We start from the raw sequence: 24,650 nt of genomic DNA, 5'->3' as shown, positions 1-24,650 counted from the left end.
GTAGATGACAATGGCTTATCAATCACAAGATATTATCCGTCGCTCAGCGACCAACGGCTTTACCCCACCGCCACAGGCGCGCGATCACCAGCGTGAAGTCGCGAAGCTCATTGACGTCACCACCTGTATTGGCTGCAAAGGCTGTCAGGTCGCCTGCTCCGAATGGAACGACATCCGCGATGAAGTCCGTCATAACATCGGGGTCTATGACAACCCCACCGATTTGACCGCCAAATCCTGGACGGTGATGCGCTTCTCGGAAGTTGAAGAGAACGGCAAGCTGGCCTGGCTGATTCGCAAAGATGGTTGCATGCACTGCGCCGATCCCGGCTGCCTGAAAGCCTGTCCGTCGGCAGGTGCCATTATTCAGTACGCCAACGGCATCGTCGATTTCCAGTCTGAGCAGTGTATCGGCTGCGGCTACTGCATTGCGGGTTGCCCGTTCAACGTGCCGCGGCTCAACAAAGAGGATAACCGCGCCTACAAATGCACCCTGTGCGTGGATCGCGTCAGCGTCGGCCAGGAGCCTGCCTGTGTGAAGACCTGTCCGACCGGCGCCATTCATTTCGGCAGCAAAAGCGACATGCTCACGCTGGCGGAGGAACGTGTAGCGGAGCTGAAGTCGCGCGGCTTTGCGCAGGCTGGCCTCTACAACCCGGAAGGCGTGGGCGGCACCCACGTGATGTATGTGCTGCATCATGCCGATAAGCCTCAGCTCTACCACGGGCTGCCTGCTAACCCGGGCATCAGCCCGACGGTGACCTTCTGGAAGGGGATCTGGAAACCGCTGGCGGCGGTGGGTTTTGCCGCTACGTTCGCCGCCTCTATTTTTCACTATGTTGGCGTTGGCCCGAATCGCGTCACTGAAGAGCACGACGACAACGACGATCACCCTGAGGAGCGCAAATAATGAAAAAGCCCGATCATCTGGTGCGTTACCGCGCACCCGAACGCATCAATCACTGGATTGTCGCGATTTGCTTTGTCATGGCCGCCTTAAGCGGATTAGGGTTTTTCTTTCCGTCGTTTAACTGGCTGATGCAGATATTTGGCACACCACAGCTGGCGCGTATTCTGCATCCTTTTGTCGGTGTGGTGATGTTCGTTGCTTTTATGCTGATGTTTTTGCGTTACTGGAAACACAACCTGATTAATCGCGATGACCTTTACTGGGCCAGAAACATTCACCGGATTGCGCTGAATGAAGAGGTGGGTGATACCGGTAAATATAACTTTGGTCAGAAGTGTGTGTTCTGGGCTGCTATTATCAGCTTAGTGTTGCTGCTTGCCAGTGGCATCGTGATCTGGCGACCTTACTTTGCCGATGCCTTCGCCATTCCGCTGATTCGTCTGGCGTTGGTGGTGCATTCGGTGTCAGCGGTGGCGCTGATCATCGTCATTATGGTGCACATTTATGCTGCGTTGTGGGTCAAAGGCACACTGACCGCGATGGTGGAAGGCTGGGTCAGCGCCGAATGGGCCAGGCAGCACCATCCTCGCTGGTATCGCGAGCAGCGTAATCCGCCAATAAAACAGGAAAAACGCCCCTGATGAGTATTCGCATAATCCCGCAAGATCAGCTGGAGAAAGGCGAAAAGACAACGGCGGAGATGATTCCGCCGTTACTTTTTCCACGGCTGAAAAATTTATACAGCCGTCGTGCTGCGCGACTGCGTGACCTGGCGGCGAAAAACCCACTCGGCGACTACCTGCGCTTTGCGGCGGTGATCGCTGAAGCGCAGGAGATTGTGCTGTATGACCATCCGCTGCACATCGACCTGCATGCCCGCCTGACGCAGAGCGCCAGCGAGGGCAAGCCGCCGCTGAATATTCATACCCTGCCGCGCGATCCCCACTGGCAGCGACTGCTGCATTCACTGATTGCCGAGCTGAAGCCAGAGATGAGCGGTCAGGCACTGGCGGTGCTGGAGAATCTGGAGAAGGCGTCCGCCACCGAGCTGGAGACGCTGGCCAGCGCGCTGTTTACCGGCGAGTATGCGCTGGTCAGCAGCGACAAAGCACCCTTTATCTGGGCGGCGCTTTCGCTCTACTGGGCGCAGATGGCGGCCCTGATCCCAGGCAAAGCACGCGCTGAGATGGGCGATCAGCGTCAGTTCTGTCCGGTCTGTGCCAGTATGCCGGTCGCCAGCGTGGTGCATATGGGCAGTCATGAAGGCGCGCGCTATCTGCACTGTAATCTGTGCGAAAGTGAATGGCATGTGGTGCGCAGCAAATGTACCCAGTGCGAACAGTCCCGTGATCTGCACTACTGGTCGATCGACAGCGAACGGGCGGCGGTGAAAGCAGAGAGCTGTGGCGACTGCGGCACTTACCTGAAGATGCTCTATCAGGAGAAAGATCCGGCCATTGAACCGGTGGCAGATGACCTGGCATCGCTGATACTGGATGCCAGAATGGAGCAGGAAGGCTTCGCACGCAGCAGTCTCAATCCCTTTATGTTTCCTGGCGAATAGTCACTGACTCTGGAGAACCCGATGAAACTGATTGGCAGCTATACCAGCCCGTTTGTGCGTAAGATTTCGATTATCATGCTGGAAAAAGGCATTACTTTTGAATTCGTTAACGCATCGCCTTACAGCGATGACAGCCACGTGCCGCACTACAATCCGCTGGGCAAAGTTCCGGCGCTGGTCGCTGACGATAAGCAAATCTGGTTCGATTCCAGCATCATTGCGGAGTTTCTGGAACTGCGTGGCGTGGAGCCTGCTCTGCTGCCTGCCGATCCGCTTGAATCGCTTAACATCCGTCAGCTGGAAAAGCTGGCGGATGGCGTCAGCGATGCCGCGCTGGTGATCGTGCGCGAGCAGATGCGTCCGGGGGATTTGCAGTCGGAAGAGGTGCTGCTGCGCAATCGTGAAAAGATTCAGCGCAGCCTCGACATGCTGGAAGCGAAGGCGGCAGAGGGGAAATGGCTTAACAACGGACAGCTCAATCTGGCGGATATCGCCACCGGTTGCATGATCGGCTACCTCAATTTCCGTCGCGTAGTGCCGAACTGGTGTGTCGAACGACCCGCGCTGGTGAAACTGGCAGAAACGCTGTTTCAGCGCGAGAGCTTTGCAAGGACGACGCCGCCTGCGGCGTGATGGGTCAGGCGAAATAACTAGCAAAGCGCCCCGGGCAGGCATGGAAGCGACATTTTGTTACGCTGCACAGGAAAAATATAATCGGCCTGCTGGTCTGACAACTCAGTCAATTTCGTCTCCAGACAGGTCATTTTCATAATCCTGCCCGCCATACCATATGCCTAAAACACTCACTGTTTTCTCAGACAGCATGAAAGCAATTATTGTCCGTCTGCGGTAATTGGTGATTCTCAGTCCTGGCAGAAGATCATCACGACAGTTCCCTCTATGTGGGAACTGTGCAAGAGACTCACAATAATCAATGACGTTTTCCGTAAAGTTTAAAGCGGTATAGGGTGTCGCTGCTTGCGCAATATAACGGTAAAGTTCTGCCAGTTGTTCCTGCGCCTCTGGTGCGAACACCACCCTGTAAACCATTACTCCTCCCCGGTTGCCTTCCTGTGTTCCGCTTTTAGTCTGTTCCTGAGGTCGTTAGCGCTCAGGCTTTGTGTTTCGCCACTTTGAAGCGCTTCCCATGCGGGCACTACCTTTTCATGCAGCCATTGCTCCACGGCATGATCCCGTGCCATCAGCGCACGTAATCCTTCACGGATCACTTCGCTTTCCGATGCATATTCGCCGCTGGCAACACGTGCCTTAACCTGTGCTGCCATTTCATTGGGCAGCGTGATACTCATCTGCTGTGTTGTTCTCATGGGTAACCTCTTTCTTCTGCCTGATAGGATTTAATCATACTCACCTTTCTGGCAGCTGTCAGTTTCATACTCTGTTGAGTCGCTCTCTCCTGAGAATTGGGGACTTACAGATGTCGTCGAGGGTATCCGGTTTTCAACAGCGCGATAGCACATCTTATCAGCGGTTCAGGCACTGTCATTATCGGACAGGGTAAAAACCATACAGATTATAATGTGCATAACCTGGACTTAAAGATTGAATAGCTGGCTGTTTAAAGGAACTGAAGAGGGATTCAGGAATAGAAAAATCACACAAAACCCGCCGAAAAAACAATCCGTTTTTCAGAGACGCCTCGCAGTTTATTACCTGGCTTTTTGGGGATTAAAGATTATTGTTTTCAGGCAAATTTTTACCCAGCTGCATACCCCATCGCATGCACAATCAGGTTCGCTTCAGTATTCACCACATCTTTGCCGTCAGCCCCTTTCGTGATAGTCAGCGTATGTATCTGCTCTGCAAGATATGGTGCCGCTGCGGCGTGAGAGCTTTCTAAGCCAGCCCACTTAAGAAGGACAATGGTGTCTGGCACGGCAGAACGCTTTATCTGCTGGTCAGCAGCAGAGCTGATCAGAGGAGGCGATACAGCAGTCGGGAGCATGATAACCGTGCGTACGAACAGGTTCTTTCAACTCGATCACCGATACAGATTTCTGGATTTTCACCTCACGCTTGCCCAATAAATTCCTGCGGATTACCTCTTTAAAAATACGCTCAGGGATATTCTCAGCATCGGATGTTTTATCATCATGAACAATGATGTGGCTTGCGTTTTCATAGCCTGGCGCCCACATATTATTATTAGGCGTATTTTTGTAAACGGCAATAAGAGGTTTTTTCCACGCAGCAGAGATATGTACAATTGATGTATCTGGCGTTATCACCATATCCGATTCTTTAATTAATGCCATCACATGATGCAAAGTATAAAAGGGATTTTTCACAACATTTTCAGGAAGCGGCACCGCTATTTCATTACGATGATCCAGAGTGATGATTTTCACCTCTCTGCTGTTATTAGTAATCATATTAATGATTTCCAGCAATTGCTGTTGTGAGAAGTTCCTTTCCGGCGTGCCAGCAAAAGCATTAATAACAATTTTTTTCTTACTTTCCCAGGGACTAAGAAAGTGCCTCACCTCATCAAGCACAACATCAGGAAAATGAAGACTGTAAGTGAAATTGCCTGTCGCTTTAACGCCAATGCTTTTACTTATCAAAGAAAGTAACTCTGTAACATGCTGCTTTTCATTTTTATAGGGAACCGAAACTGTGTAATGGCTGATGTCAGATTGCTTATTTAGTCCAATAACGAATCTGGCATTGATATCCCGAAATAACTTCATCCGATGCACCGGCGTTTCGGATAAGCAAGGATCGATAATCAGATCATACTTATTTCTATTTAGCTTCTTCATCGTTGCTTTTGAAACGGTATGATAAAAAGACTTCAGGTAACGGTTATAACTGCAATTTCGTGACTTATAAATATGCCTGATAAAAGGGCTGTATTTTATTACGTCGTAACAGGCTTCAGTTACCAGCAAATCTACTGCATAGCCATCCTGATGAAGCGACCTGATGAGTGGCATCGAAACGATGATATCACCCAGCTTACCTTCATTGCGAACAAGCAGTATAGTTTTCACGGATTCAGGTTCAAAGGAGACTTTTTTCCGTTTATCCCACAGAAGCTTTGCAATAGACTTTCTTGCCTCGAGTTTCACCTCTTTGAGATAGTAGTTTTTTCTTCGATTCCATTCGCGTATTTTTTTGAATGGTCCCTTTGATACGGTGATCCTCACATCCTTATTCATTTCACCCTTCCTGCTTCCTGAGCAGATCATTCTTTTGATACAAAAAATCACTTGAATCAATCGTCTTTTATTTATATTAACCTTTTAATAAGTGTGTGATTCTACAACATCCTGAAACGCTTACGCTATACAATAATATTTAATCGTTCTGCAGGATCATCATTCAATTAACATCACTTATTGGATTTTTGCTAAAAACACCCAGCCATTATCGTTCCCATTAACCTTACTGCATCATGCGCCGTGATATGACAACTCAGGTTGCTAAATATAAGTTATTCACTGCCAGGTCAATAATAGTGAGTTCTGATAAATAATCTACTCAAAGACAATCATTGAATAGAATTAGCTATTTTTAATATTACTTCCCGAAGACTTATTACGGACATAGCGCCAGGGTAAACGCTTTCAGGGGTAATGGTGACAGACCGAAAAAACAATCCGTTTTTCAAAGACGACTCGCAGTTTATTACTTAGCTTTCAGCGAGTTTACACAGCAGACGGTGTATATTTGAACAGGAGAAAACAGGAAAGGAAGAACGTAACCAGAGATTTTTTAGCGCGGCTGAAGCGAGCGCCAACCCGCAACAGCCGCTGACCACAACTAACTGGATTGGAGTTAATTATGGCTAGAGATGATTCTACGTCAGAAGCCGCTGTACCCCAAGCACGCAAAAGCATCGTTGGTTACCGCCCCAACGGCGGCAGACCAAATCCCTTGCCTCGACTCACCATCAAAGGACGATGGCTGGAACAGTGGGGATTTATTAAAGGCCAGCCCGTCAGCATCATCGCCGAACAGGGCCAGCTGATTATCCGCATCGTGCACGTCACGGAGGAGAATGTATGAAGATCATTTTTACCCCGGAACCCATCCCGGAGCTGACTATCACAGGCGGCCAGCTAGCCGCGCTCGGATTTACCACCGACGCGCCGATCCGGCTGATGCTGCGGGATAACACGCTGTCGGTGACAACCGTGACTGATGAAGCAGGCTGGAAAGAACTCTGCGAAGCCAGCCAGCAGTGCCAGGATCTGGGCGCGGACTGGGTGCGGGAGAACGGCGAGGTAATTATCGGCGGCAGCTGGCTGACCGAGTTTGGTATCACGGATGCGGGACAGATCGAAATTGCCGCAGCAGCAGATGTGTTGCGGCTGCAGCGGCGGTAAGAGGAGATTCAGGGCTTAAAGCAATAATCCCGGCCAGTTGGCCGGGATTATTTCAGCTTTTTATTGTGAAAGAGATATAGATGTTATCCCCCTTTAATTTACTTAAATGTTCTTTAGCGTAATCGCAGCTATCAGAGGAATCAGTTAGATTACAGTACCAGTCAGCATAAAAATTCTTCATTTTATTATCTTCATACTGATAAACGTCCCCTCCCAGTACCGTCCATTTAGCCTCTAAAAATAACTCCAAAGCCTGATTAGCTACAGACATTGGTAGGACGGCATCATTAAGTCCGTTATCTAAAAGGCTTTTTCCACAACGCGAATACAATTCCAATATTTTATTTATCATTTTTCAAACCATTTCCATTTATTATTTAGGTACAAAGAGGCGATGATTTATGGCACCACTTGGTTCACGGATATATTCGAACACACCTTCCTTCCCGCGATAACTGCCAGATATCTCTAACTTCAGACGATCCACACCATCACCCCCTGTAATTACTGATATTTTTCCCAGATCAGCATGACCATCTACTGATTCTGGGAACGAATGGAAGTCCCCAGAAGAAGCTTGTTGTTTGACTTTATCTGTGTACGCCGTGCCCTTGAAAAAATCACTTGCACTAATAGGACTGTTTTTATCAGATGACTCAGATATATAACCAGTACTAGTATTCTCTGTCGGTTTAGGATTGATGAATATTCCATCATTTTTTCCTGGCTGGGTTTCAGGAGATATAGTTATAAGGGGACTATTCTTAACTGTCTGATTTGGCGTAACTAGCGCAGTTCCCTTATTCACGTCCTGCACAGGATTTTCCAGCTTACCTAAACTCTCTGTACCCGCCTGTTGATTGCCACCGGTATGCGAAGGAGCATATTTATCCTGAAGCGAACTGAGATACTTCCCGGTGATCTCGTCGTTACCCATCATTTGCAGGCTAACAAGATGCTCCAGTTCGTCGGAGGTCATTTTATCAGCTACATCTTTAATGGCCAGTCCGGCAAGCCCTGTGATTCCGGCTTTCGCCCCGATTTCCAGCAGCTGCTCTGCAACCTTATTCCGGCACGGTGAAAGTGCGGCACAACCACGCGCAACCAGTGCAAGATTATTGTTTTCAAACGCGTTCTTACCCGCCTGCGCGCCCGCCACAACATCCGCCGTGCTGTCACCCACTACGCCGCCCGCCAGACCCGCCGCCAGCGTCCCCAGCGCACTTATCGTCTGCCGCTGCTCCTCAGACAGGTCTTCACGTTTAACGCCCGGATACAGCTGCTGTGCGATGTACTCGCCCATCACCGCGCCCGAGGCGCCCGCCAGCGCCGAGTTACCCGCCGCGTACGAGGTTACCGCACCCAGTACCGCGTGCGCCATCAGGTTCGCCTGGATATTAACCTTACCGTTCGCGTCCGTGGTCAGCTCATGTATCTTTTCCGCCAGGTACGGTGCCGACGCGCCGCTTATCGCCTGCGCCACGTTCCCGCCCGACAGGCCCTGCACTGCCGCCGTCACTGCGCTGATGGCACGCTGCACCTTACCGCCGGTCCCGAACGGTTTCTGCGCCGTGTCGTAAGCCTGCTTCGCTATTTCATCTGCCGTCGGGTTCAGCTTCCCTTTTTTGACCAGCTCTTCCCTCGCAGCCGCCAGTGCTTCCGGATCTTTCTGCACCTTCAGGCCCGCCACCCGCGAACTGTGGGGCTGCGTCGAGGGCTTAAGCGTGGTGCCCATCAACCGGAAGAAGGTGGCGCAGTGGCTGACGGAGTTTCCTGGTGCGATGCACAGCACCAGTGACGCGCCGAAGTTTAAGCGTGATGACGGGCATTTTGCGTAGGGGCTGATAAAACAAACCGGCTATTAATGAAGTGAACCCCTACTTGTTGGATGTCCAACTTTATGGAGTCAGCACATTATAGCCGGGCTTTTTATCAATAAAAGTCTTCTCGACTGAAGGTAATACCAGTGGGGGAAACATCATCTTTATCGAAGTACACTGTGTTTTCTTTCCCATGAATTACTACAGAGTAACCAAAGACAGTATTCTCCTCCTCGCTGATTCCAAGAACGACTCCCTTGCATTTTGCGTACTTACTATTTTTAGCATCCGCTTTAATTTCTACTTCTTGATAAAAATCTATTTTCATAGTTTTCACTTATGCGTAACTTTTCCATCAAGGGAGATATTAAGGTGAGAGCCATCTCGCGTTGCCCAACCTAACTGAGCTTTACCTGTTCGTGATAACTGGACATCCCACTCAAATGCCTGGCCCGCTGTACGAGATGGGCCTTTAACCCATTCATTCCCAAACTTGTCAATGTAACCTTTATTTGGGCCTCTTGGCAGAGGTTGAGATGCAGAGTACCCCTCTGGCGGTATATAACGAATTTTACCTTCATTCGGTAGCTGAACATAGTTGATACGACCTTTAGTCGACCACGGTTGCGCAGCTCCGCCTGTGCCTGAGGGATTGAAAGGTGGCTCTTCTATATAAGCGGGATTCTTACCTGTCTGCGCCGAACTACTTCCCTTCATCCCATAAACCGCGCCACCAATCGCCGCTGTGGTATGAACGCCAGCCATTGCGGTATAGAGGCCGTCTGCTGTCTCCTTACTCACACCCCAGTTTTCAGCGATACGGTTAACGTTGGCTTCGCGCTCCGCTTTCGCATCCGCCGAGGCATACTGCCACATCAGCGCGTCAACCTGACCTTTTCCTTCTTTATAAACGCTGCCCATCGTGCCGATATACTGGCCGTCGAGCTGCTGGTCATAACTCTTCGACATCGCTGCCAGTTCCTGCCGCATTCCCTGGCAGGCTGCTGAAGAAAGCCCTTTACAGGCTGAGTCTAACGCTGCATCGAATGCCTTATCTTTCGCATTCAGGTCACTGATTAACTTCTCAGCCTGCTGTTTCTTTTCGGCTTCCAGATACGGCAGCGACCACTTCGCATCCTGACGCTGCTTCTCGCCTTCGGCGTGCAGCGCATTATTCTCAACCGCGTTCTTACCCGCCTGAGCCCCCGCAACAACATCCGCCGTGCTGTCACCCACAACGCCGCCCGCAAGACCCGCCGCCAGCGTACCCAGCGCGCTTATCGTCTGCCGCTGCTCCTCAGACAGGTCACTGCGCTTAACCCCCGGATACAGCTGCTGCGCGATGTATTCGCCCATCATCGCGCCCGAGGCTCCGGCCAGCGCAGCATTGCCCGCCGCGTACGAGGTTACCGCACCCAGCACCGCGTGCGCCATCAGGTTCGCCTGGACATTAACCTTACCGTTCGCGTCCGTGGTCAGCTCGTGTATCTTTTCCGCCAGGTACGGTGCCGACGCGCCGCTTATCGCCTGCGCCACGTTCCCGCCCGACAGGCCCTGCACTGCCGCCGTCACTGCGCTGATGCCCTGCTGCAGCGACGAACCCGTGCCGAACGGCTTCATCGCGTTGTCATACGCCCGCTGCGATATATCGGCTTCCGTATAAGGCTTACCGCTTGCCGACAGCTGCTCACGCGCCGCCTGAAGAGCCGCCGGATCCTGCTGCGCCTTCAGGCCCGCTATCTGGCCCTGCGTCCGTGCGATATCCCCCGCCTGAGCGCCGATTTCCCCGATAAGCCGCGCCGCCTTCAGCCGGTTCTGCTCCTTCTCCTTGTCGAAGATGACGTCCAGCCCCGGATTGGCATTCGCCACGTCGCGGCTGAGGTCCGCCACGTCCTGCGTCTTCTGTTCCTTATCGCGGATAACGATGGTGCCCTCACTCACCGCCGCCTTCGTGGTGGAGTCCGCGCTGCCGCTGTCGTTCAGCCCCGCCAGCATGCCGTTCGCCATGTTCCCGGCGAACTGACCGCCCACGCTGCCGCCCGTGCTCATGCCCGCACTCTGATGCTCCACCTCATATTCCGCGTGGTTCTCAATATTGCCGAAGCCCAGCGTGCCGGTGTCGAGCTTATTCAGGCTGGCATCTGCCGTACTCGCAATAACCGCGCCGTTCAGCTGCGTATGCTCACCCACCGTGACGTCAAAGCCGCCCTTGCCCGCAAAAATCCCGGTCTGCTCGGCCACGCTCTGCCAGGTGCTGTGCATCTTATCCCGGCTCACGTTCACGTTCGCCGACCCGGTCATTGAGCCGAAGGTGAAGCTGCCGCCCGCGCTGGCGCTCTGCTGCTTGCTGTCGTAGCGGTCGCTGTCCTGCTCTGAGGTCAGCGTCAGGTTGCGGCCCGCGTCCACCTTCACGCTCTCACCGTTTGCCTGCGCGCCCGTGAGCGTGATGTCGCGCCCGCTGGTCAGGCTGAGCCGGTTGCCCGCGTCCAGCGTGGTTTCGCTGTGCGTCAGCCCGTTGCCTTTTTCGCTGCCCTTCGCCGCGTTGATGCTCGCCGACACGCTGATGCCGTAGCCGCCTGAACCCACGCCGATGCCTACGCCGACGCTGCCGCCCTTGCTGCTGTTTTTCCCATCGGTGCTCTGCGTGTTCTGCGCCGACTGCAGCAGGATGTCCCGCGACGCATCCAGGCTCAGGTCGCCGCCCGCCTTCAGCTGGCTGCCGGAGATGCTGATGTCGCCGCTCTGCGCCGTGCCGTTTTTACCGGTTGCCGTGACGGTCAGATTCCGGCCTGCCGTCAGCGTACTGCCCTGCGACTGGCTGCTTTCAGTTCGCGTTTCGCTTTTCGACGACTGACTGCCGTACGAGGCGCTGACGCCGATGGTGTTGGTCGATCCCGCCTGATAGCCGTCCTGCCCGGGCTTCAGGTCGCCGGCTGCATTGTGCGCGTCCGCGGCGGCAGTATTCAGCCCGTCCATCTGAGCCGCCTGCGCCGCCTGCACCCCGTTCAGCGCCGCCTGGGTGTTCTGCAGCGCGCTGACCCGCCCGTCACCCGACTTCCTGGCCTGCTGCGCGCTGCTGACCGCCGTGTTGAGCGCGCTGCCTGCCGTGCCTGACAGGGCGATGCTCAGACCGCTCTGTTTCTGCTCGAAGGTTTCCTTACGGCTGCGTGAATCAAAGCCCGGGTCGATAGTTACGCTGTCGCCCGTCAGGTTCAGGTCCTGACCTGCCACCAGGTCTGCGCCGCCGACGTGCAGCCGGTTGCCCGCCGTGATGTCCACGCTGCCCTGGCTGCTGCCGATGGTGCTGACGCTCTGGCTCTGGGTGGCGCCTTTCTCATCAATTTCGTGCCGCGTGGACTGCTTGCCGATGGTGAAGCCGATGCCGCCGCTGCTCATCAGCCCGCTTTTTTTCTTTTCTTTCAGCTGGTAGTGGCTGTCGGTCTCGGTCGCCGCGCCAATCTCCACGTCGCGCCCGGCCCGCAGACTGACGTCCCGATCGGCGGCCACCGTCGAGCCGGTCACCGTCAGGTCGCGTCCGGCGATGACCGTGACGCTTTCGCCGCTCAGCAGGCTGCCGTTCTCGCGCGTGCTGCCGTCCTGCGTAATAGTGTGGCTGCTGCTCTTTTTCAGGAAGCCTTTTCTCTCAGAACGTTCTTCACTAAAGTCCAACGCCCGTTCGGTGGCAGTATTGAGGGTCACATCCTGTTTCGCCTGCAGTGCAACGGCCCCCAGCTCACTGTGCAGAGTGCTGGCCGTGGCGGTGATGCTGCCGTCCTGCGCTACCACCGTGACGCCATCACGTCCACTGAGCGTGCTCCCCACCACGTTCTCACTCAGCATTTCCTCTGAGCGTTCACCTTTGGTTTTCCGGCCGCGGCTTTTTTCTTCTGAGACGCGGTGCTCGCTGTCTGTCGTGTGGCTGAGGATGACATCCTTTTTCGCCTGCAGCGCAACAGCACCCTGTCCGCTGTGCAGCGTGCTGCCGGTGACCGTCACGTCACCCTCACGCCCGATGACCGTTACGCCCTGTTCTCCGCCGAAGGTGCTTCCCATGCTGCCCTCGCGAATCGTCTCCTCGTCACGATGACTGCGGGTATTACCCAGCCGCCTGTTCTCGCTGTCCAGGTCCTGCGTGCGGGTACGCGCGTCCTTAATGGTAACGTTCTGCGCGCTGACGCCAATGCGGCCCTCGGCACTGTCAACCTGCGCGCCTTCGGCCAGCAGGTTATTACCCGCCACCAGCGTCACACCCTGAGCGCCGCTCAGGGTGCTGAGCAAAAGACGATCTTCCGTGCGGCTGTTGCTGACCGATGAAGTCCGGCTGCCAGCCTCAAGATGGGTGGCATTGGTGGTGGTTTCAGCGCCGATGTGAATGTCGCCGCCAGCCTGAACCCGGGCAGAGCCGGAGGCGCTGGCCTGGCTACCGGTCAGCGTCAGGTCACGCCCGGCCGAGAGCAGAAGATTGCCACCGGCGTTAAGCTCGCTGCCCTGCGCCTGCTGCCACTCGCCGCTGACCTGCGCCATGCGCCTGCCCGCTTCTTCTATGCCGCTGCTGGTGCGGTTACCCATCGCCCCGGAGATCACGTTCAGGCTGCCGCTGTGACTGCTTTTCGCGGCACCGATCTCCAGGTTGTTGCGCGCGCTCAGACTGAGGTTATTGGTGGCATTGAGTTTCGCGCCCTGCAGCCGGATATCGGTGCCGCTGAGGCTGATATCCCCAGCACTCATCGTCGCCTGACGCAGGGCATTCTGCAGATCGGTGCTGATCGTCAGCGTCTCCGCCTTCACATCAATGCTGCCCGCCGTGATGTCGCCACCCAGGTGCTGAAACTGCCCGCTGTCGATGGAGAGCGCCTGGTCCGCAAACAGGTTACCGGCATTAGTCACGCTGTCTGCCGAGAGCTGCAGATTACCGCCGCCAATCACCGCGCCCGCGCCAGTCAGGCGCAGCGTGGTCTGTGCCAGATAAACTTTCGGCACCCACACCGTCTGAGGGCCGTCTTCCGTATCAACCGTTTCGCTGACCAGCCAGACGATATCCTGTTGCAGCGCCGCAATCTGCTGCGGCGTCAACGCCACGCCCGGCACCAGATGGAAATCCTGCGCCACTTTAGAGCCGTTGTTCATTAGCTGCTGATACTGCGCCATCGCATCCCAGCCGTTAACGGAAGGCCTGCCGGTCAGTTTCAGGACCTGCTCGCGAACCAGACGCTGCTCATAAAAACCGTCGCCCAGGCGTTTATGCACCTGTGACGGGTCGTAACCCACCCGTTCAAGCAGATAGTCGCTGCTGATAAATTTGCTCTGACTGGTAAAGCGCTCGTCAGTCACAATCAGGAACGGACTGCCCGCAGCAGTGTGCTGGCTGAACAGACCATTATTGGGGATGGTTGTGGCGACTTTCTCCAGCTGTTTTAGCGCCGTCAGAGCCAGTTCAGCCGGTAACAGTGGGCGACCCGATGTGTTATCACCCGTCGTAAGTTCTGTGTCGCCGTCATGGCGGGCGACCCCGTCCACGGCAAAGGCCAGTGGGTTACGTTCATACTCAGCGCGCTCAGCGTCCACTGCCTGCAGCGCCGCTTCAAGCTGGCTTATCTGCGCCTGATTAACGGTGGTATTGCTGATGCTGGCCCCGTTAATGCTGACGTTGCCGTTGCCGGTAATGATGCCGTCAACGGTTGCCAGGGCTGTGGTCTCATTGGAATTGAAGGTCGGATACCAGTGGCGCGTGCTTCTGTCGTAATGATCGACAATCACTTCCTGGCGTCGCTCATTGATCGAATAGCCCCGGTTGTCGATGCTTCCGTCGCCATCCAGTGTCAGATTGCCGTTAGCCGTGATCACGCTGGCATCATTAAGTAACGCTCCGGTGATGCGCAGGAGCATGTCGCCACCCGCCAGAATACGTGCACCGATACCTTCATTGACCAGTCTGTCACGCGTCAGGGTGCCGGTTACGCTACGCTCACGCAAAGCGCTGTAGTCGCTGATAAAGAGGGCGCTATCGATATCGATATGTTGTTCAGGGTCCCATTGTTCGATACGACCACGGTCATGTTCACGCCATACGGTGTTCTGGTAAGGAGTCGGCACATTTTTCTGCTTAAATCCGCGGGTTTCATAGAACGTCATGGCATACGTGCCATCGGCGCTGGGATTCAGTGCCAGATAGTTAACCCACAGATCGGTCAACACGCCCTGATTGTTCATGACCCGTACCTGAGCGCGTTTGCCCACAGCGTCAATTGCCAGCAGGGTGCCGTAAGGATTGCTCTGCGCCGCGGCCTCATCCTGGAAAGTCAGTTGCTGAGTGGTCGGTGCCATACTGCCTTTATCGGGCATTATCGTCGTACCAAACGAGCGCCAGTAGTAGTTATAGCGATGCCACTTGTAGTCGCTGGTCTCAGCCTCACGCTCTATCACCAGCCCTTCGCGCAGGTTATTGAGCCGCCGCGCCTCCAGCGTCGTATCACCGTCCGCTTCAATAAAGCTCGCCCGGTTCTCGATCAGATCATCGCTGTGCAATGACAGGCGATTGCCGCTATAGAGCAGCGCGCCATCTGTGTTGCTCAGCCGCTCGCGGGCCTGCAGAGTCAGGTTTTGAGTTGCCGCGATGACCGCAGGCTGTCCATGGTTGTCGATTACCCGACCACGCACGGTGACTTCATCACCCATCAAGGCGGCACGGTTATCCAGCGAGTCGACATTCAGCGTCAGGTTGTCGGCTTCAAGACGCCCGCTGTTCAGCAGCGCAACGGTAGTAAGCTGAACGGTTTTGCCCACCAGCATCGCCGGGTTGGTTATGCCTGCCGCATTCAGCACCAGATTACCCGGCAGCAGCCAGTCCACCAGGTTAGTAAACGCCCCGCTCAGAGAGACAGTCACCGTGCCGTTACTGCTGATGGTTTCGCTCGCCTGGCGGGTGTAGTCCTGTTGCGCGCTCAGCGTCAGAGCTTGCAGGCCCAGCAGCGTGCCGCCCTGATTATCGAAAGAGTGTGCATGGATGTTTAATGCGCCAGCACTCTCCAGCCGTCCGCTCTGATTGAGCAGCACCAGCGGTGAATCAGTCGGTGAGAGATCACCGTTGAGAATGAGATCGCCATTCGCCAGCACCCTTCCCTGCCGGTTGTCCAGCTGTGCAACACCGCGCAGCATGAGCGTTCCGGCGCTCTGCAGCCGCCCGGCGCTGTTATCGATATCACGTGCAGTAATGTCGCTGTAGGTGGTGCCGAGTAACAGACTGCCGTCGCGGTTGATAAGGCGATCGGCCTGCAGTGAGAGCCCCGCCTGACTGCTGATCACACCCTGGGTACTGTTATCGATCGCCGTGGCGTTCAGCACAAGATCCTGGGTGGCGACAAGCTGGCCGCCCTGATTGTTCAGTTGTGCGGCTTCAAGGGTCAGCGCCGCGTCGCTGTGGACTTTGCCCTGCTGATTATTGAGCGTGCCGACGTGATAACTTCCCGCGCCCTGGCTGATTAGTGTGCCGCTGGCATTCTCCAGCTGCCCGGTGGTCAGATTAATCGCTTCACGGCTGCTGAACACGCCCTGACGGTTATTGATCGTTGCGGCATTGATCTGCTGTCCGCCATTGCTGCGTACCGCGCCGCCATTGTTATCAAACTGCCCTGACAGCTGAAGTGTCAGCTGTTGCTGGCTGTCGATGTTGCCGCCTGCGTTGTTCAGCGTCTGCGCATCCAGCTGGAACGCTTCGCCGCTCTGGATCTTACCGACCTGGTTATCCAGATCCCCGGCCAGATTCAGCTTCAACTGCCGCTGACTGTAGAGCAGACCGCCCTGGGTGTTATCGAGTCGCGCAGCGGTAATAGTCAGCCCCTCACCAGCCAGCCACTGGCCATCCGCATTGTGAATGTTACCGGTGCGGCTGCCTTCGGTCTGACCCTGAACGGTAAGCTGCTGCTGAGCAGAGACTTTACCGGCCAGGTTGTTGATATCCTGCTCAATGCGTAACGCCATGCCAGCAGCCGATTGCAACACGCCGCTGGCGTTACTAAGCCAGTTCGCCGAGAGTTCAGCCTGCTGCTGACTTTGTACGCTGCCCGCCGTGTTATCGAAACCGGCAGTCGTGGCAGTCCAGCTTCCCTGGCTGCCCATCCAGCCCTGCGTATTGCTCATCTCCTGCGCCTGGAGCGTCTGGCTTAACCGACTGAAGATGCGGCCATTGCTGTTATCCAGACGACCAGCAACCTGCATATCCAGCGTATCCAGCGCATTGATCGCGCCCTGAGCATTCAACAGATTTGCGGCGCTGGCCTGCGTGCGGCCATTACCGGTCAGGGTGCCACCCTGATTGTCCCAGTCGCCCGCCAGGTTCAGCGTCAGCGCCTGCTGGCTGAGAATCTGCCCTGACTGGCGATTGTTCAGTGCGCCGCCCTGCAGCAGCAGATCGCCGCCACTTTGCAGCGATCCGCCATCGTTATCAAATAGCGTCGCTGCGGTGCCATGGACCGCGAGGGCATTTTTCGCCGTGAGTTTGCCGCTCTGGTTGAGGATATCGCCACGGCTGGTCAGGTCCAGATCACCGCCAGACTGCAACCGGCCGCTGGCGTTATTGAGCTGATCTGTCGTCGCCGTGACCCGCTCACCGCCCTGTGCCGTTCCGTCGCGGTTCTGCCAGAGTCTGCCGCTGTTGAGTGAGAGATGATGACCCGCTTCGATCCAGCCATCGCTGTTATCCAGGCCCTGTAGTGTCGTCAGATCGAGATCGCGCTGGCTGACGATCTCGCCCTGCACATTATTCAGATGCTGCGCGGTCAGCGACAGCTGACCGCCGTTCAGGGTGCCAGCGTGATTATCGAGATCACCGCCCGCGCTGAGCGTCAGCGCATCACCGGCCAGCAGCTTACCCTGACTGTTGTTAACCGCGTCGCGGGCATTAATAGCCAGCGCGGCCTGGGTTTTAACGGTGCCACCCTGGTTAGTCAGGCTGCCTGTCTCAAGCGTCAGATCGCCGTTGTTACCCAGCTCACCCGCGGTATTGTCGAGCAGACCGTCAATCCGCCATTTTTGGGCGGCGTTGTCGAGTGCGACCATGCGTCCACGCTGGTTATTGAGCGAGGCGGCCCGGAAGCTGAGTTGCCGGCTCTCAATCGCTCCGTCGCTGTTATCCAGCCCACCACTCAGGGTGAAGCGGCTTTCGCCACTTCCGGTCTGCGACCATCCGGCCTGCTGGCTGAACAGGCTGCGTCCATCGACCTGCCAGCGCCCGGCGCTAATCTGCGCCTGCTGCGCCTCGATATCACCTGCCGTGTTAATCACCAGCTCCGTGCCATTAATCACCGCCTGCCGCACGGCAACACCACCCTCCTGAGCCGTCAGCGTTGCGCGGCTGGCGGCGACCTGAGCGCCACTGAGATCGACCCGGCGTCCGCGCGCGCTGACCTCTTTTTTGCTCAGCAGGCTGCCGCTGGCCCGAATGGTATCCTGGCTCTCCAGTTGCAGATTAGCTTCCTGCACAACCTGGCTACTGGCATCGCTGCCTGCCAGCAGGTGTCCGCTGCTCTGGATGCTGCGGGCCGCCGTCAGCCGCACATCACCTGCCGCCGCCAGGGTGCCGGACTGAGTGATTCCGCCTTCGCGGCTCCGGACCGTCAGCTGACCGCCACTGTGGAGTTTGCCCTGATAGTCAATATCCTCTCTGGCCGCCAGACTGATGTCGCCTCCGGCCTGCGTCACGCCATCCTGCGCCGCCGACTGCCAGACAAGCTTACCTTCGCTGCTCACCACCAGCGTTTTGCCCGCCTGCACCTGAGCGTTCTGATTTCGCACGCCGACGCCCGCTTCAGTGCCTATCATGCGGATCTGGCCGCTGTACATGCCGCCCATCTGCCCCATGTCGATCGCCAGTTCAGGTCTGGCGCTGCCGTCATCAGCCAGCGGTGTGACCGTCTGTGCGTCTGCGCTTACGCGATTGCGACCGGCCACCACCGCCAGCTCTTTTTTGGCCCAGACGCCCGCATTGATCTCCACCGCGCGGGCCAGTACGTCAACATACTCAGTATCATGACGGGGATCGCCGTTGAGTCCGCCGCCTTCAATGCGCACCACGCCGCGTTCGACCTGATAACCCGCCAGACTGCCGTCAGCGTTGAGCTGTGGTTTGCCGGTGGTCAGCGTCATCCGTCCGGCGTTGATGGTGCCGCATCCGTTACAGACAATCCCGGCCGGGTTGGCAACGATCACCTGCGCCCGTCCGCCCGCCACTTCCATATAACCGCGCAGCTGGCTGGGATTATTGCTGTTTACTTCGTTGATGATCACCCGCGCCGCTGGGGTCTTTGGGTTGAGATTCGGGTTGCCCTGAATCATTCCGGCCAGTTGTGTTGAGGTCATCACTGCGGAGTTATTCAGGATGGCGCCGTTCTGCGCGACGTCGAATTGCTGATACTGGTTATGCGAGATACCCGCCTGATTGGGGGCGGTGATATTAACCTGCGGCAGCCCGTTCTGGGTGGCGATGACGTCCGGCCGCTGTCCTGGCGTAGCATTGCTATCCGCCACAATGCCGTTCGCCATTGCAGGCCCGGCAAACAGGGCCATTCCCAGCAGCCACGCCGCGCGGCGTAAAGTGACCCAGAGACGCGGCGCGCCGTTGCCACGGCTCTGGCCGGGTTCCGTGCTGCAACTGCGGGCAAGTTCTGACACCACCCGGAGTTCCCCATGGGTGCGGCTGAAGATAATGCGATAGCAATGTTTATTCATGGGTCACATCCATGTGAAAGTCACTCTGTTCAGATAGCGGGATCGCCCGCTTTGGTGGTCAGATTTCCAGGTTAACGCTGAAACCCGCCGTCGCGCCTGAGGTATGAAAACCCGCAGGTTTATAGAGCGGAATGCCCGCAAACAGGTCGTAGCTGAAGCGCCCCCAGAGCGCGCCGCGTACGCCTATTGCACTGCCTGCCAGCTGATGCCCGACAAGATCGCGAGTCGCAGGTCCGCTTACCCGGCCATAATCGGCAGCCAGATAGAGCTCATGCCCGCACGAGAAAAGATTCCAGCCGATTTCATTACGCCATAGCAGTCCTTTTTCCCCCGACAACATCTGTTCACCGTCGAAGCCGCGTACCGTATAACGGCCGGCAATCGCCATGCGCTCCTGTGGCGTCAGGGCATTCGGACTCCATTGGCCTCGCACACTGCTGTAGACCCGCCAGGGCTGCTCGCCCACAGCGAAAGGATGGTTGATGCCGAGGTCGCCCAGCAATATGCCGGTACGCGCGCTGCCCTGATGACGCGACTCTTCTGGTGCAGGAAGCGCATTAAACGCACCAGTACCGCGCCGCCAGGCGATACTGGCGTCCAGCGTGCTGCTGCCCAGATAGCTATGCTGATTCAGGCCCAGTTCCCAGCCCGCGGTGCGCCGCTTTTGCTGCACAATGTCGATATCGTTGACCGCGTTGGTGGAATGTTTGCGGTAGCCACGCAGATTAAGCGTGGTTTTGTTCGACTGATCGCGGTAGAGCAACCGGGAGACCGTGAGCTGGAAATTATCGCTCTTGCCGCTGTAGTGCAGCACCTCATTGGCATTGGGGATGTTCTGGTGATAGGTGTAGTCGTTGTAGTTGGCGGAAACGGCCCAGTAGCCTATCGGGAAAAAGTAATTCAGGGTGTGCGAGCGGTTACCGAACGGCCCATGCTCAAACAGATTTTTGCCAATATTGGCGTAAAACAGATCGTTCTGCGCAAAGGGCGCATCCACTGCGAGGGTGGCGGAACCGAGGTAGCGCCCGGTACTTCTGGAGCCGCTGTCATCCAGTCCCAGACTGAGCCGCACCGGTCTGCCTTCGCGCCAGTTGACCTGCAGATCGCTGGTGGCTTCCTGCTCGCCCGGCACGATTTTAATGTCGGCACTGGCACTGGGCACCCGCTTGAAGTTTTCCAGCCCCTGCTCAATATCCCGCAGATTTAATATCTCGCCCGATGACGCCGGAATCGCATTCCACAGCCGTCCACGCCAGGAAACCGGTTCATCAAAACGGATCCTGCTGATACGGCCCGGCTGTAACGTCAGCGTTAATACGCCTTTAGTCAGATCCTGCTCCTGTGCCATGACGCGGGTGGTGACATAGCCTTTGGCGAGAATTGCATTCTGCACTTTGTTAATGACCAGCACGATGCCCTGTCCGCCCAGGCAGCGGCCGGTGGCATCCGCGGCGGCGTCGAGCGCCCACTGAAAACGGCTGGCTTCATCGCCAGTCAGGGCGATCTGATTGATGGTAAAGCAGGGCTGCTCACTGGCAGGATAACCGGGCAGACGACTATCAGGACGGGGAAGATGTTCATTCGCCTGCGGCGCATTCTGCTGTTGCAGCACGCGCTCGCGCGTCTGCTGACGCAGTTGCTCGCGGGCATCAATTGCCTGGCCTTCTTCGCGGGGATTATCGGCTGGTGGGGCTGCCATCAGCGGGAAAGCAGAGCAGAGCAGCGCGCCTGCCACCATGGTGAGCAGACGCACTGGCGGATGCCAGAGCGATAAACAAATCCTTTTCATGAAAATTCCATTTCACTAAATGTAACCGGGTGTAAATTCTGGCGAATTATCCATCAGGTGAGGGGAAAAACAAGAGGGCTGGCTATTTTTAGGGCGGTTTCTTAACCACCGGATTTTGAAAAAATCTTAGGGTATTCCAGGAAAAAATCAGAAATTAACCATTTGATATATATTCAATATTTATCAAGTGGCGCATCACAACAGCCGATTCCTGATGACCGGCAATGGCAGTTTAAGCACTTTAGCGTATTCATTTGCACCCTAAAAAATGGCCGCTATAGCGGTCACACTCAGGTATGAGTCGAAGACATCAGGCCAAAAAAATCCCATAAAAAAAGGGACGATTGCTCGTCCCTTTTTCGCACAACAAATAGCATTACTGTAGCAGTGAGATATCCGCGACCTGCAGGAACAGCTCACGCAGTTTTGACAGCAGCGTCAGGCGATTAACCCGCACCGCCTGATCGTCGGCGTTAACCATCACTTTATCGAAGAAGTTGTCTACCGCAGTACGCAGCTGTGCCAGTTCGACCAGCGCATCCTGATAGCGGCCTTCAGCGAAGTAAGGCTGCAGCTTGCTGCTCAGCGCAGTGACAAAGGTCGCCAGCTGGATCTCTTCATTCTCTTTCAGCAGCGACGCCTGCACGCTCTCATTCAGCGTTTCAGTCGATTTTGCCAGAATGTTAGAGACGCGCTTGTTCGCCGCCGCCAGTGCTGCGGCTGCTTCCAGCGTACGGAAGTGCGACACCGCTTTCATGCGTGCATCAAAGTCAGCCGGACGGGTCGGACGACGCGCCAGAACCGCCTGCAGCGTGTCGATGCTGTGACCCTCTTCCTGATACCAGGCGCGGAAGCGACCCAGCATAAAGTCGATCACATCATCCACCACGCGGGCGTTGCTCAGCTTGCTGCCATACAGGCGCACCGCTTCTTCGGTCAGAGTCTGCAGGTCAAGCGGCAGGTTTTTCTCGACGATGATACGCAGCACGCCCAGCGCCGCACGACGCAGTGCGAACGGATCTTTGTCGCCTTTTGGATGCTGACCAATGCCGAAAATACCGGCCAGCGTATCCATTTTATCGGCAATCGCCAGTGCACAGGCGACAGGGCTGGACGGCAGATCGTCACCGGCAAAGCGCGGCTGATACTGCTCATTCAGCGCCACCGCCACATCTTCGGCTTCGCCGTCGTGACGCGCGTAGTGCATGCCCATCACGCCCTGGGTGTCGGTGAACTCGAAGACCATGTTGGTCATCAGGTCACACTTCGACAGCAGGCCCGCGCGGGTGGCGTGATTCACATCTGCGCCAATTTCACCGGCAATCCAGCCCGCCAGGGCCTGAATGCGATCGGTTTTATCGCGCAGCGTGCCCAGCTCTTTCTGGAACAGCACCGTCTCCAGACGCGGCAGGTGATCTTCCAGACGCTTTTTGCGGTCGGTATTAAAGAAGAACTCCGCATCGGCCAGGCGTGGACGTACCACTTTTTCGTTGCCGGAGATAATCTGGCGCGGATCGCTGGATTCGATGTTGGTGACGAAAATGAAGTTCGGCATCAGGTTGCCGTCATTGTCATACACCGGGAAATACTTCTGATCGCCTTTCATGGTGTAGACCAGCGCTTCCGCAGGTACCTTGAGGAATTTCTCTTCAAAGGTCGCGGTCAGGACCACCGGCCACTCCACCAGCGATGTCACCTCTTCCAGCAGGCTGTCGCTGATATCAGCGTTGCCGCCTAAACGGCGTGCTGCTGCTTCAGCATCGGCTTTAATCATCGCTTTGCGGACCTGATAGTCGGCAATGACCTGGCCGCGTTTTTCCAGCACATCAGGGTACTGATCGGCGTTGTCGAGCGTGATTTCGCTTTCACCCATAAAGCGGTGACCACGAATAACCCGATCTGACTTAATGCCCAGAATGGTGCCTGGGATCAGCTCATCGCCCAGCAGCATCGTCACGGTGTGAACCGGACGAACGAACTGCACATCGCTGTTGCCCCAGCGCATCAGTTTTGGCACCGGCAGCTTGCTGAGCGCGGTAGCGATCATTGCGGGCAGCAGCGCCTGGGCCGCTTCGCCTTTGACCTGAGCGCGATAAACCAGCCATTCGCCTTTATCGGTGGCGAGACGTTCAGCCTGATCGACGGTAATGCCGTTGCCACGCGCCCAGCCTTCAGCGGCTTTGGTCGCGTTGCCGTCAGCGTCAAACGCCGCAGCGACCGCCGGTCCGCGCTTCTCTACTTCCCGATCGGGTTGTGAGGCGCTCAGGGTGGCGACTTTCAGCGCCAGACGACGCGGCGCAGCAAACCAGCTGACCTCGCCGTGGCTCAGGTTAGCGGCATCCAGTTCAGCAGTGACCTGCGCGGCAAAGGCTTCTGCCAGGCTGCGCAGGGCTTTTGGTGGCAGCTCTTCGGTGCCGATCTCCACCAGGAAGGTTTGTTCAGTCATGGCTGCCTCTTACTTTTTGTTATTGCACATCGGGAAGCCCATTGCCTCGCGAGAGGCGTAGTAAGCTTCAGCCACGGCTTTGGTCAGGGTACGAATGCGCAGAATATAGCGCTGACGCTCTGTTACCGAGATCGCTTTGCGGGCATCCAGCAGGTTGAAGCTGTGTGCCGCTTTAAGAATGCGTTCGTAGGCGGGCAGTGGCAGCGGTTTTTCCAGCGCCAGCAGATGCTGCGCCTCTTTCTCATACTGCTCGAAGCAGGTAAAGAGGAAATCAACGTCGGCGTATTCGAAGTTATAGGTGGATTGCTCCACTTCGTTCTGATGGAACACGTCGCCGTAGGTGGTTTTGCCCAGCGGACCGTCGCTCCACACCAGATCGTAAACGCTGTCGACGCCCTGGATGTACATCGCCAGACGCTCCAGACCGTAGGTGATCTCGCCGGTCACCGGCTTACACTCCATGCCGCCAACCTGCTGGAAGTAGGTGAACTGCGTCACTTCCATGCCGTTGAGCCACACTTCCCAGCCGAGTCCCCAGGCACCCAGCGTCGGGTTTTCCCAGTTATCTTCCACGAAGCGAATGTCATGCACCGTCGGGTCCATACCCAGCTCTTTCAGCGAGCCAAGATAGAGCTCCTGAATGTTGTCCGGTGAGGGTTTGATGATCACCTGGAACTGGTAATAGTGTTGCAGGCGGTTCGGGTTTTCACCGTAGCGGCCATCGGTAGGACGGCGTGATGGCTGCACGTAAGCGGCGGCGATCGGCTCCGGGCCGAGTGCGCGCAGGCAGGTCATCGGGTGTGAAGTGCCAGCGCCCACTTCCATGTCCAGCGGTTGGACAATGGTGCAGCCCTGACGCGCCCAGTAATCCTGCAAGGTCAGGATCAGCCCCTGAAAGGTTTTGGTATCAAACTTTTGCATGTTGAGTGTGCACGCGCTTCGGTTAGATTAAAAAAAGAGGCCGACAGTATACCCTTTGACCGCGCGATGTGCAGCCGTAAATCCCAGGCGCTACCGGCGCGTTTTCGCGGTGATTCAGGGCGCTGG

Annotated in this window: 16 protein-coding genes and 1 pseudogene; 7 read left to right on the top strand and 10 right to left on the bottom strand. The window is 56.1% G+C overall.

What is annotated here, in order from left to right; all coding sequences use genetic code 11:
* Nucleotides 1-10 precede the first annotated feature (10 nt).
* The 4 genes from fdxH to ACK13D_RS18235 are packed head-to-tail and all read left to right on the top strand — an operon-like array spanning nucleotide 11 to nucleotide 3,107.
* Nucleotides 11-910: a formate dehydrogenase subunit beta gene (fdxH, locus tag ACK13D_RS18250; protein ID WP_418796974.1), complete on the top strand. Its 900-nt coding sequence runs from the start codon at nucleotides 11-13 to the stop codon at nucleotides 908-910.
* A complete protein-coding gene (gene fdoI / locus ACK13D_RS18245; protein WP_010257478.1) occupies nucleotides 910-1,551 on the top strand; it encodes a formate dehydrogenase cytochrome b556 subunit in 642 nt (213 codons plus the stop codon). Before fdxH ends, fdoI begins: the two co-directional genes overlap by 1 nt.
* Nucleotides 1,551-2,474, top strand: coding sequence for a formate dehydrogenase accessory protein FdhE (gene fdhE, locus ACK13D_RS18240; RefSeq protein ID WP_010257482.1), 924 nt, complete (start codon nucleotides 1,551-1,553; stop codon nucleotides 2,472-2,474). The genes fdoI and fdhE overlap by 1 nt, the downstream gene beginning before the upstream one ends.
* 21 nt (nucleotides 2,475-2,495) lie before the next feature.
* Nucleotides 2,496-3,107, top strand: coding sequence for a glutathione S-transferase (locus tag ACK13D_RS18235; protein WP_010257484.1), 612 nt, complete (start codon nucleotides 2,496-2,498; stop codon nucleotides 3,105-3,107).
* Nucleotides 3,108-3,209: 102 nt separating this feature from the next.
* Here the strand turns inward: ACK13D_RS18235 and ACK13D_RS18230 are convergent, their stop codons facing one another.
* The 3 genes from ACK13D_RS18230 to ACK13D_RS18220 all read right to left on the bottom strand — a co-directional run bounded on the left by ACK13D_RS18230 (nucleotide 3,210) and on the right by ACK13D_RS18220 (nucleotide 5,656).
* The gene (locus tag ACK13D_RS18230) at nucleotides 3,210-3,524 is read right to left on the bottom strand and encodes a type II toxin-antitoxin system RelE/ParE family toxin (RefSeq protein ID WP_159227229.1); all 315 of its coding nucleotides are present in this window, start codon (nucleotides 3,522-3,524) and stop codon (nucleotides 3,210-3,212) included.
* A complete protein-coding gene (locus ACK13D_RS18225) occupies nucleotides 3,524-3,802 on the bottom strand; it encodes a type II toxin-antitoxin system ParD family antitoxin (RefSeq protein WP_033773230.1) in 279 nt (92 codons plus the stop codon). The genes ACK13D_RS18230 and ACK13D_RS18225 overlap by 1 nt, the downstream gene beginning before the upstream one ends.
* 591 nt (nucleotides 3,803-4,393) lie before the next feature.
* Nucleotides 4,394-5,656 (bottom strand): glycosyltransferase family 9 protein, encoded by a 1,263-nt coding sequence (locus ACK13D_RS18220; RefSeq protein WP_159227230.1) that lies wholly within the window; start codon nucleotides 5,654-5,656, stop codon nucleotides 4,394-4,396.
* Nucleotides 5,657-6,281: 625 nt separating this feature from the next.
* Between ACK13D_RS18220 and ACK13D_RS18215 the strand changes: the two genes are divergently transcribed.
* Together ACK13D_RS18215 and ACK13D_RS18210 are read left to right on the top strand one after the other, a co-directional pair.
* Entirely contained in the window at nucleotides 6,282-6,506 is a 225-nt protein-coding gene (locus ACK13D_RS18215) for a SymE family type I addiction module toxin (RefSeq protein ID WP_033773229.1), read from the top strand.
* On the top strand, nucleotides 6,503-6,826 hold the full coding sequence (locus tag ACK13D_RS18210; protein WP_033773228.1) for a hypothetical protein: 324 nt from the start codon (nucleotides 6,503-6,505) through the stop codon (nucleotides 6,824-6,826). The genes ACK13D_RS18215 and ACK13D_RS18210 overlap by 4 nt, the downstream gene beginning before the upstream one ends.
* 52 nt (nucleotides 6,827-6,878) lie before the next feature.
* On the opposite strand, the gene imm40 is transcribed toward ACK13D_RS18210, so the two are convergent.
* Nucleotides 6,879-7,178 (bottom strand): Imm40 family immunity protein, encoded by a 300-nt coding sequence (gene imm40, locus ACK13D_RS18205; protein WP_033773226.1) that lies wholly within the window; start codon nucleotides 7,176-7,178, stop codon nucleotides 6,879-6,881.
* A gap of 21 nt (nucleotides 7,179-7,199) precedes the next feature.
* Nucleotides 7,200-8,129, bottom strand: a complete 930-nt coding sequence (locus ACK13D_RS18200) for a VENN motif pre-toxin domain-containing protein (protein ID WP_418796977.1) — start codon at nucleotides 8,127-8,129, stop codon at nucleotides 7,200-7,202.
* A 385-nt stretch (nucleotides 8,130-8,514) separates the two neighbouring features.
* Here ACK13D_RS18200 and ACK13D_RS22070 point away from each other — a divergent pair.
* A pseudogene (locus tag ACK13D_RS22070) lies at nucleotides 8,515-8,664 on the top strand (SymE family type I addiction module toxin); the annotation flags it as partial.
* 94 nt (nucleotides 8,665-8,758) lie between these two features.
* Here the strand turns inward: ACK13D_RS22070 and ACK13D_RS18195 are convergent.
* The 5 genes from ACK13D_RS18195 to glyQ all read right to left on the bottom strand — a co-directional run bounded on the left by ACK13D_RS18195 (nucleotide 8,759) and on the right by glyQ (nucleotide 24,524).
* The gene (locus tag ACK13D_RS18195) at nucleotides 8,759-8,974 is read right to left on the bottom strand and encodes an Imm31 family immunity protein (RefSeq protein ID WP_050482658.1); all 216 of its coding nucleotides are present in this window, start codon (nucleotides 8,972-8,974) and stop codon (nucleotides 8,759-8,761) included.
* 5 nt (nucleotides 8,975-8,979) lie between these two features.
* Entirely contained in the window at nucleotides 8,980-19,368 is a 10,389-nt protein-coding gene (locus ACK13D_RS18190) for a hemagglutinin repeat-containing protein (protein ID WP_418796973.1), read from the bottom strand.
* Nucleotides 19,369-19,426: 58 nt separating this feature from the next.
* The gene (locus ACK13D_RS18185; protein WP_418796972.1) at nucleotides 19,427-21,157 is read right to left on the bottom strand and encodes a ShlB/FhaC/HecB family hemolysin secretion/activation protein; all 1,731 of its coding nucleotides are present in this window, start codon (nucleotides 21,155-21,157) and stop codon (nucleotides 19,427-19,429) included.
* Nucleotides 21,158-21,533: 376 nt separating this feature from the next.
* Nucleotides 21,534-23,603 (bottom strand): glycine--tRNA ligase subunit beta, encoded by a 2,070-nt coding sequence (glyS, locus tag ACK13D_RS18180; RefSeq protein WP_207254341.1) that lies wholly within the window; start codon nucleotides 23,601-23,603, stop codon nucleotides 21,534-21,536.
* Between the two features lie 9 nt (nucleotides 23,604-23,612).
* Nucleotides 23,613-24,524 (bottom strand): glycine--tRNA ligase subunit alpha, encoded by a 912-nt coding sequence (glyQ, locus tag ACK13D_RS18175; RefSeq protein ID WP_010258942.1) that lies wholly within the window; start codon nucleotides 24,522-24,524, stop codon nucleotides 23,613-23,615.
* Nucleotides 24,525-24,650 lie beyond the last annotated feature (126 nt).

Origin of the sequence: Pantoea sp. K16, from assembly GCF_048452805.1 — a bacterium.
In the GTDB taxonomy this organism is placed as follows: domain Bacteria; phylum Pseudomonadota; class Gammaproteobacteria; order Enterobacterales; family Enterobacteriaceae; genus Pantoea; species Pantoea agglomerans.
This window is presented reverse-complemented; position numbering and strand designations above follow the sequence as displayed.

Coding starts and splice junctions, on each gene's coding strand:
- glyQ (WP_010258942.1), bottom strand. CDS start 24,524: ATGCAAAAGTTTGATACCAAAACCTTTCAGGGGCTGATCCTGACCTTG.
- fdxH (WP_418796974.1), top strand. CDS start 11: ATGGCTTATCAATCACAAGATATTATCCGTCGCTCAGCGACCAACGGC.
- ACK13D_RS18215 (WP_033773229.1), top strand. CDS start 6,282: ATGGCTAGAGATGATTCTACGTCAGAAGCCGCTGTACCCCAAGCACGC.
- fdhE (WP_010257482.1), top strand. CDS start 1,551: ATGAGTATTCGCATAATCCCGCAAGATCAGCTGGAGAAAGGCGAAAAG.
- glyS (WP_207254341.1), bottom strand. CDS start 23,603: ATGACTGAACAAACCTTCCTGGTGGAGATCGGCACCGAAGAGCTGCCA.
- ACK13D_RS18200 (WP_418796977.1), bottom strand. CDS start 8,129: ATGGGCGAGTACATCGCACAGCAGCTGTATCCGGGCGTTAAACGTGAA.
- ACK13D_RS18230 (WP_159227229.1), bottom strand. CDS start 3,524: ATGGTTTACAGGGTGGTGTTCGCACCAGAGGCGCAGGAACAACTGGCA.
- ACK13D_RS18195 (WP_050482658.1), bottom strand. CDS start 8,974: ATGAAAATAGATTTTTATCAAGAAGTAGAAATTAAAGCGGATGCTAAA.
- ACK13D_RS18185 (WP_418796972.1), bottom strand. CDS start 21,157: ATGAAAAGGATTTGTTTATCGCTCTGGCATCCGCCAGTGCGTCTGCTC.
- fdoI (WP_010257478.1), top strand. CDS start 910: ATGAAAAAGCCCGATCATCTGGTGCGTTACCGCGCACCCGAACGCATC.
- imm40 (WP_033773226.1), bottom strand. CDS start 7,178: ATGATAAATAAAATATTGGAATTGTATTCGCGTTGTGGAAAAAGCCTT.
- ACK13D_RS18210 (WP_033773228.1), top strand. CDS start 6,503: ATGAAGATCATTTTTACCCCGGAACCCATCCCGGAGCTGACTATCACA.
- ACK13D_RS18225 (WP_033773230.1), bottom strand. CDS start 3,802: ATGAGAACAACACAGCAGATGAGTATCACGCTGCCCAATGAAATGGCA.
- ACK13D_RS18190 (WP_418796973.1), bottom strand. CDS start 19,368: ATGAATAAACATTGCTATCGCATTATCTTCAGCCGCACCCATGGGGAA.
- ACK13D_RS18235 (WP_010257484.1), top strand. CDS start 2,496: ATGAAACTGATTGGCAGCTATACCAGCCCGTTTGTGCGTAAGATTTCG.
- ACK13D_RS18220 (WP_159227230.1), bottom strand. CDS start 5,656: ATGAATAAGGATGTGAGGATCACCGTATCAAAGGGACCATTCAAAAAA.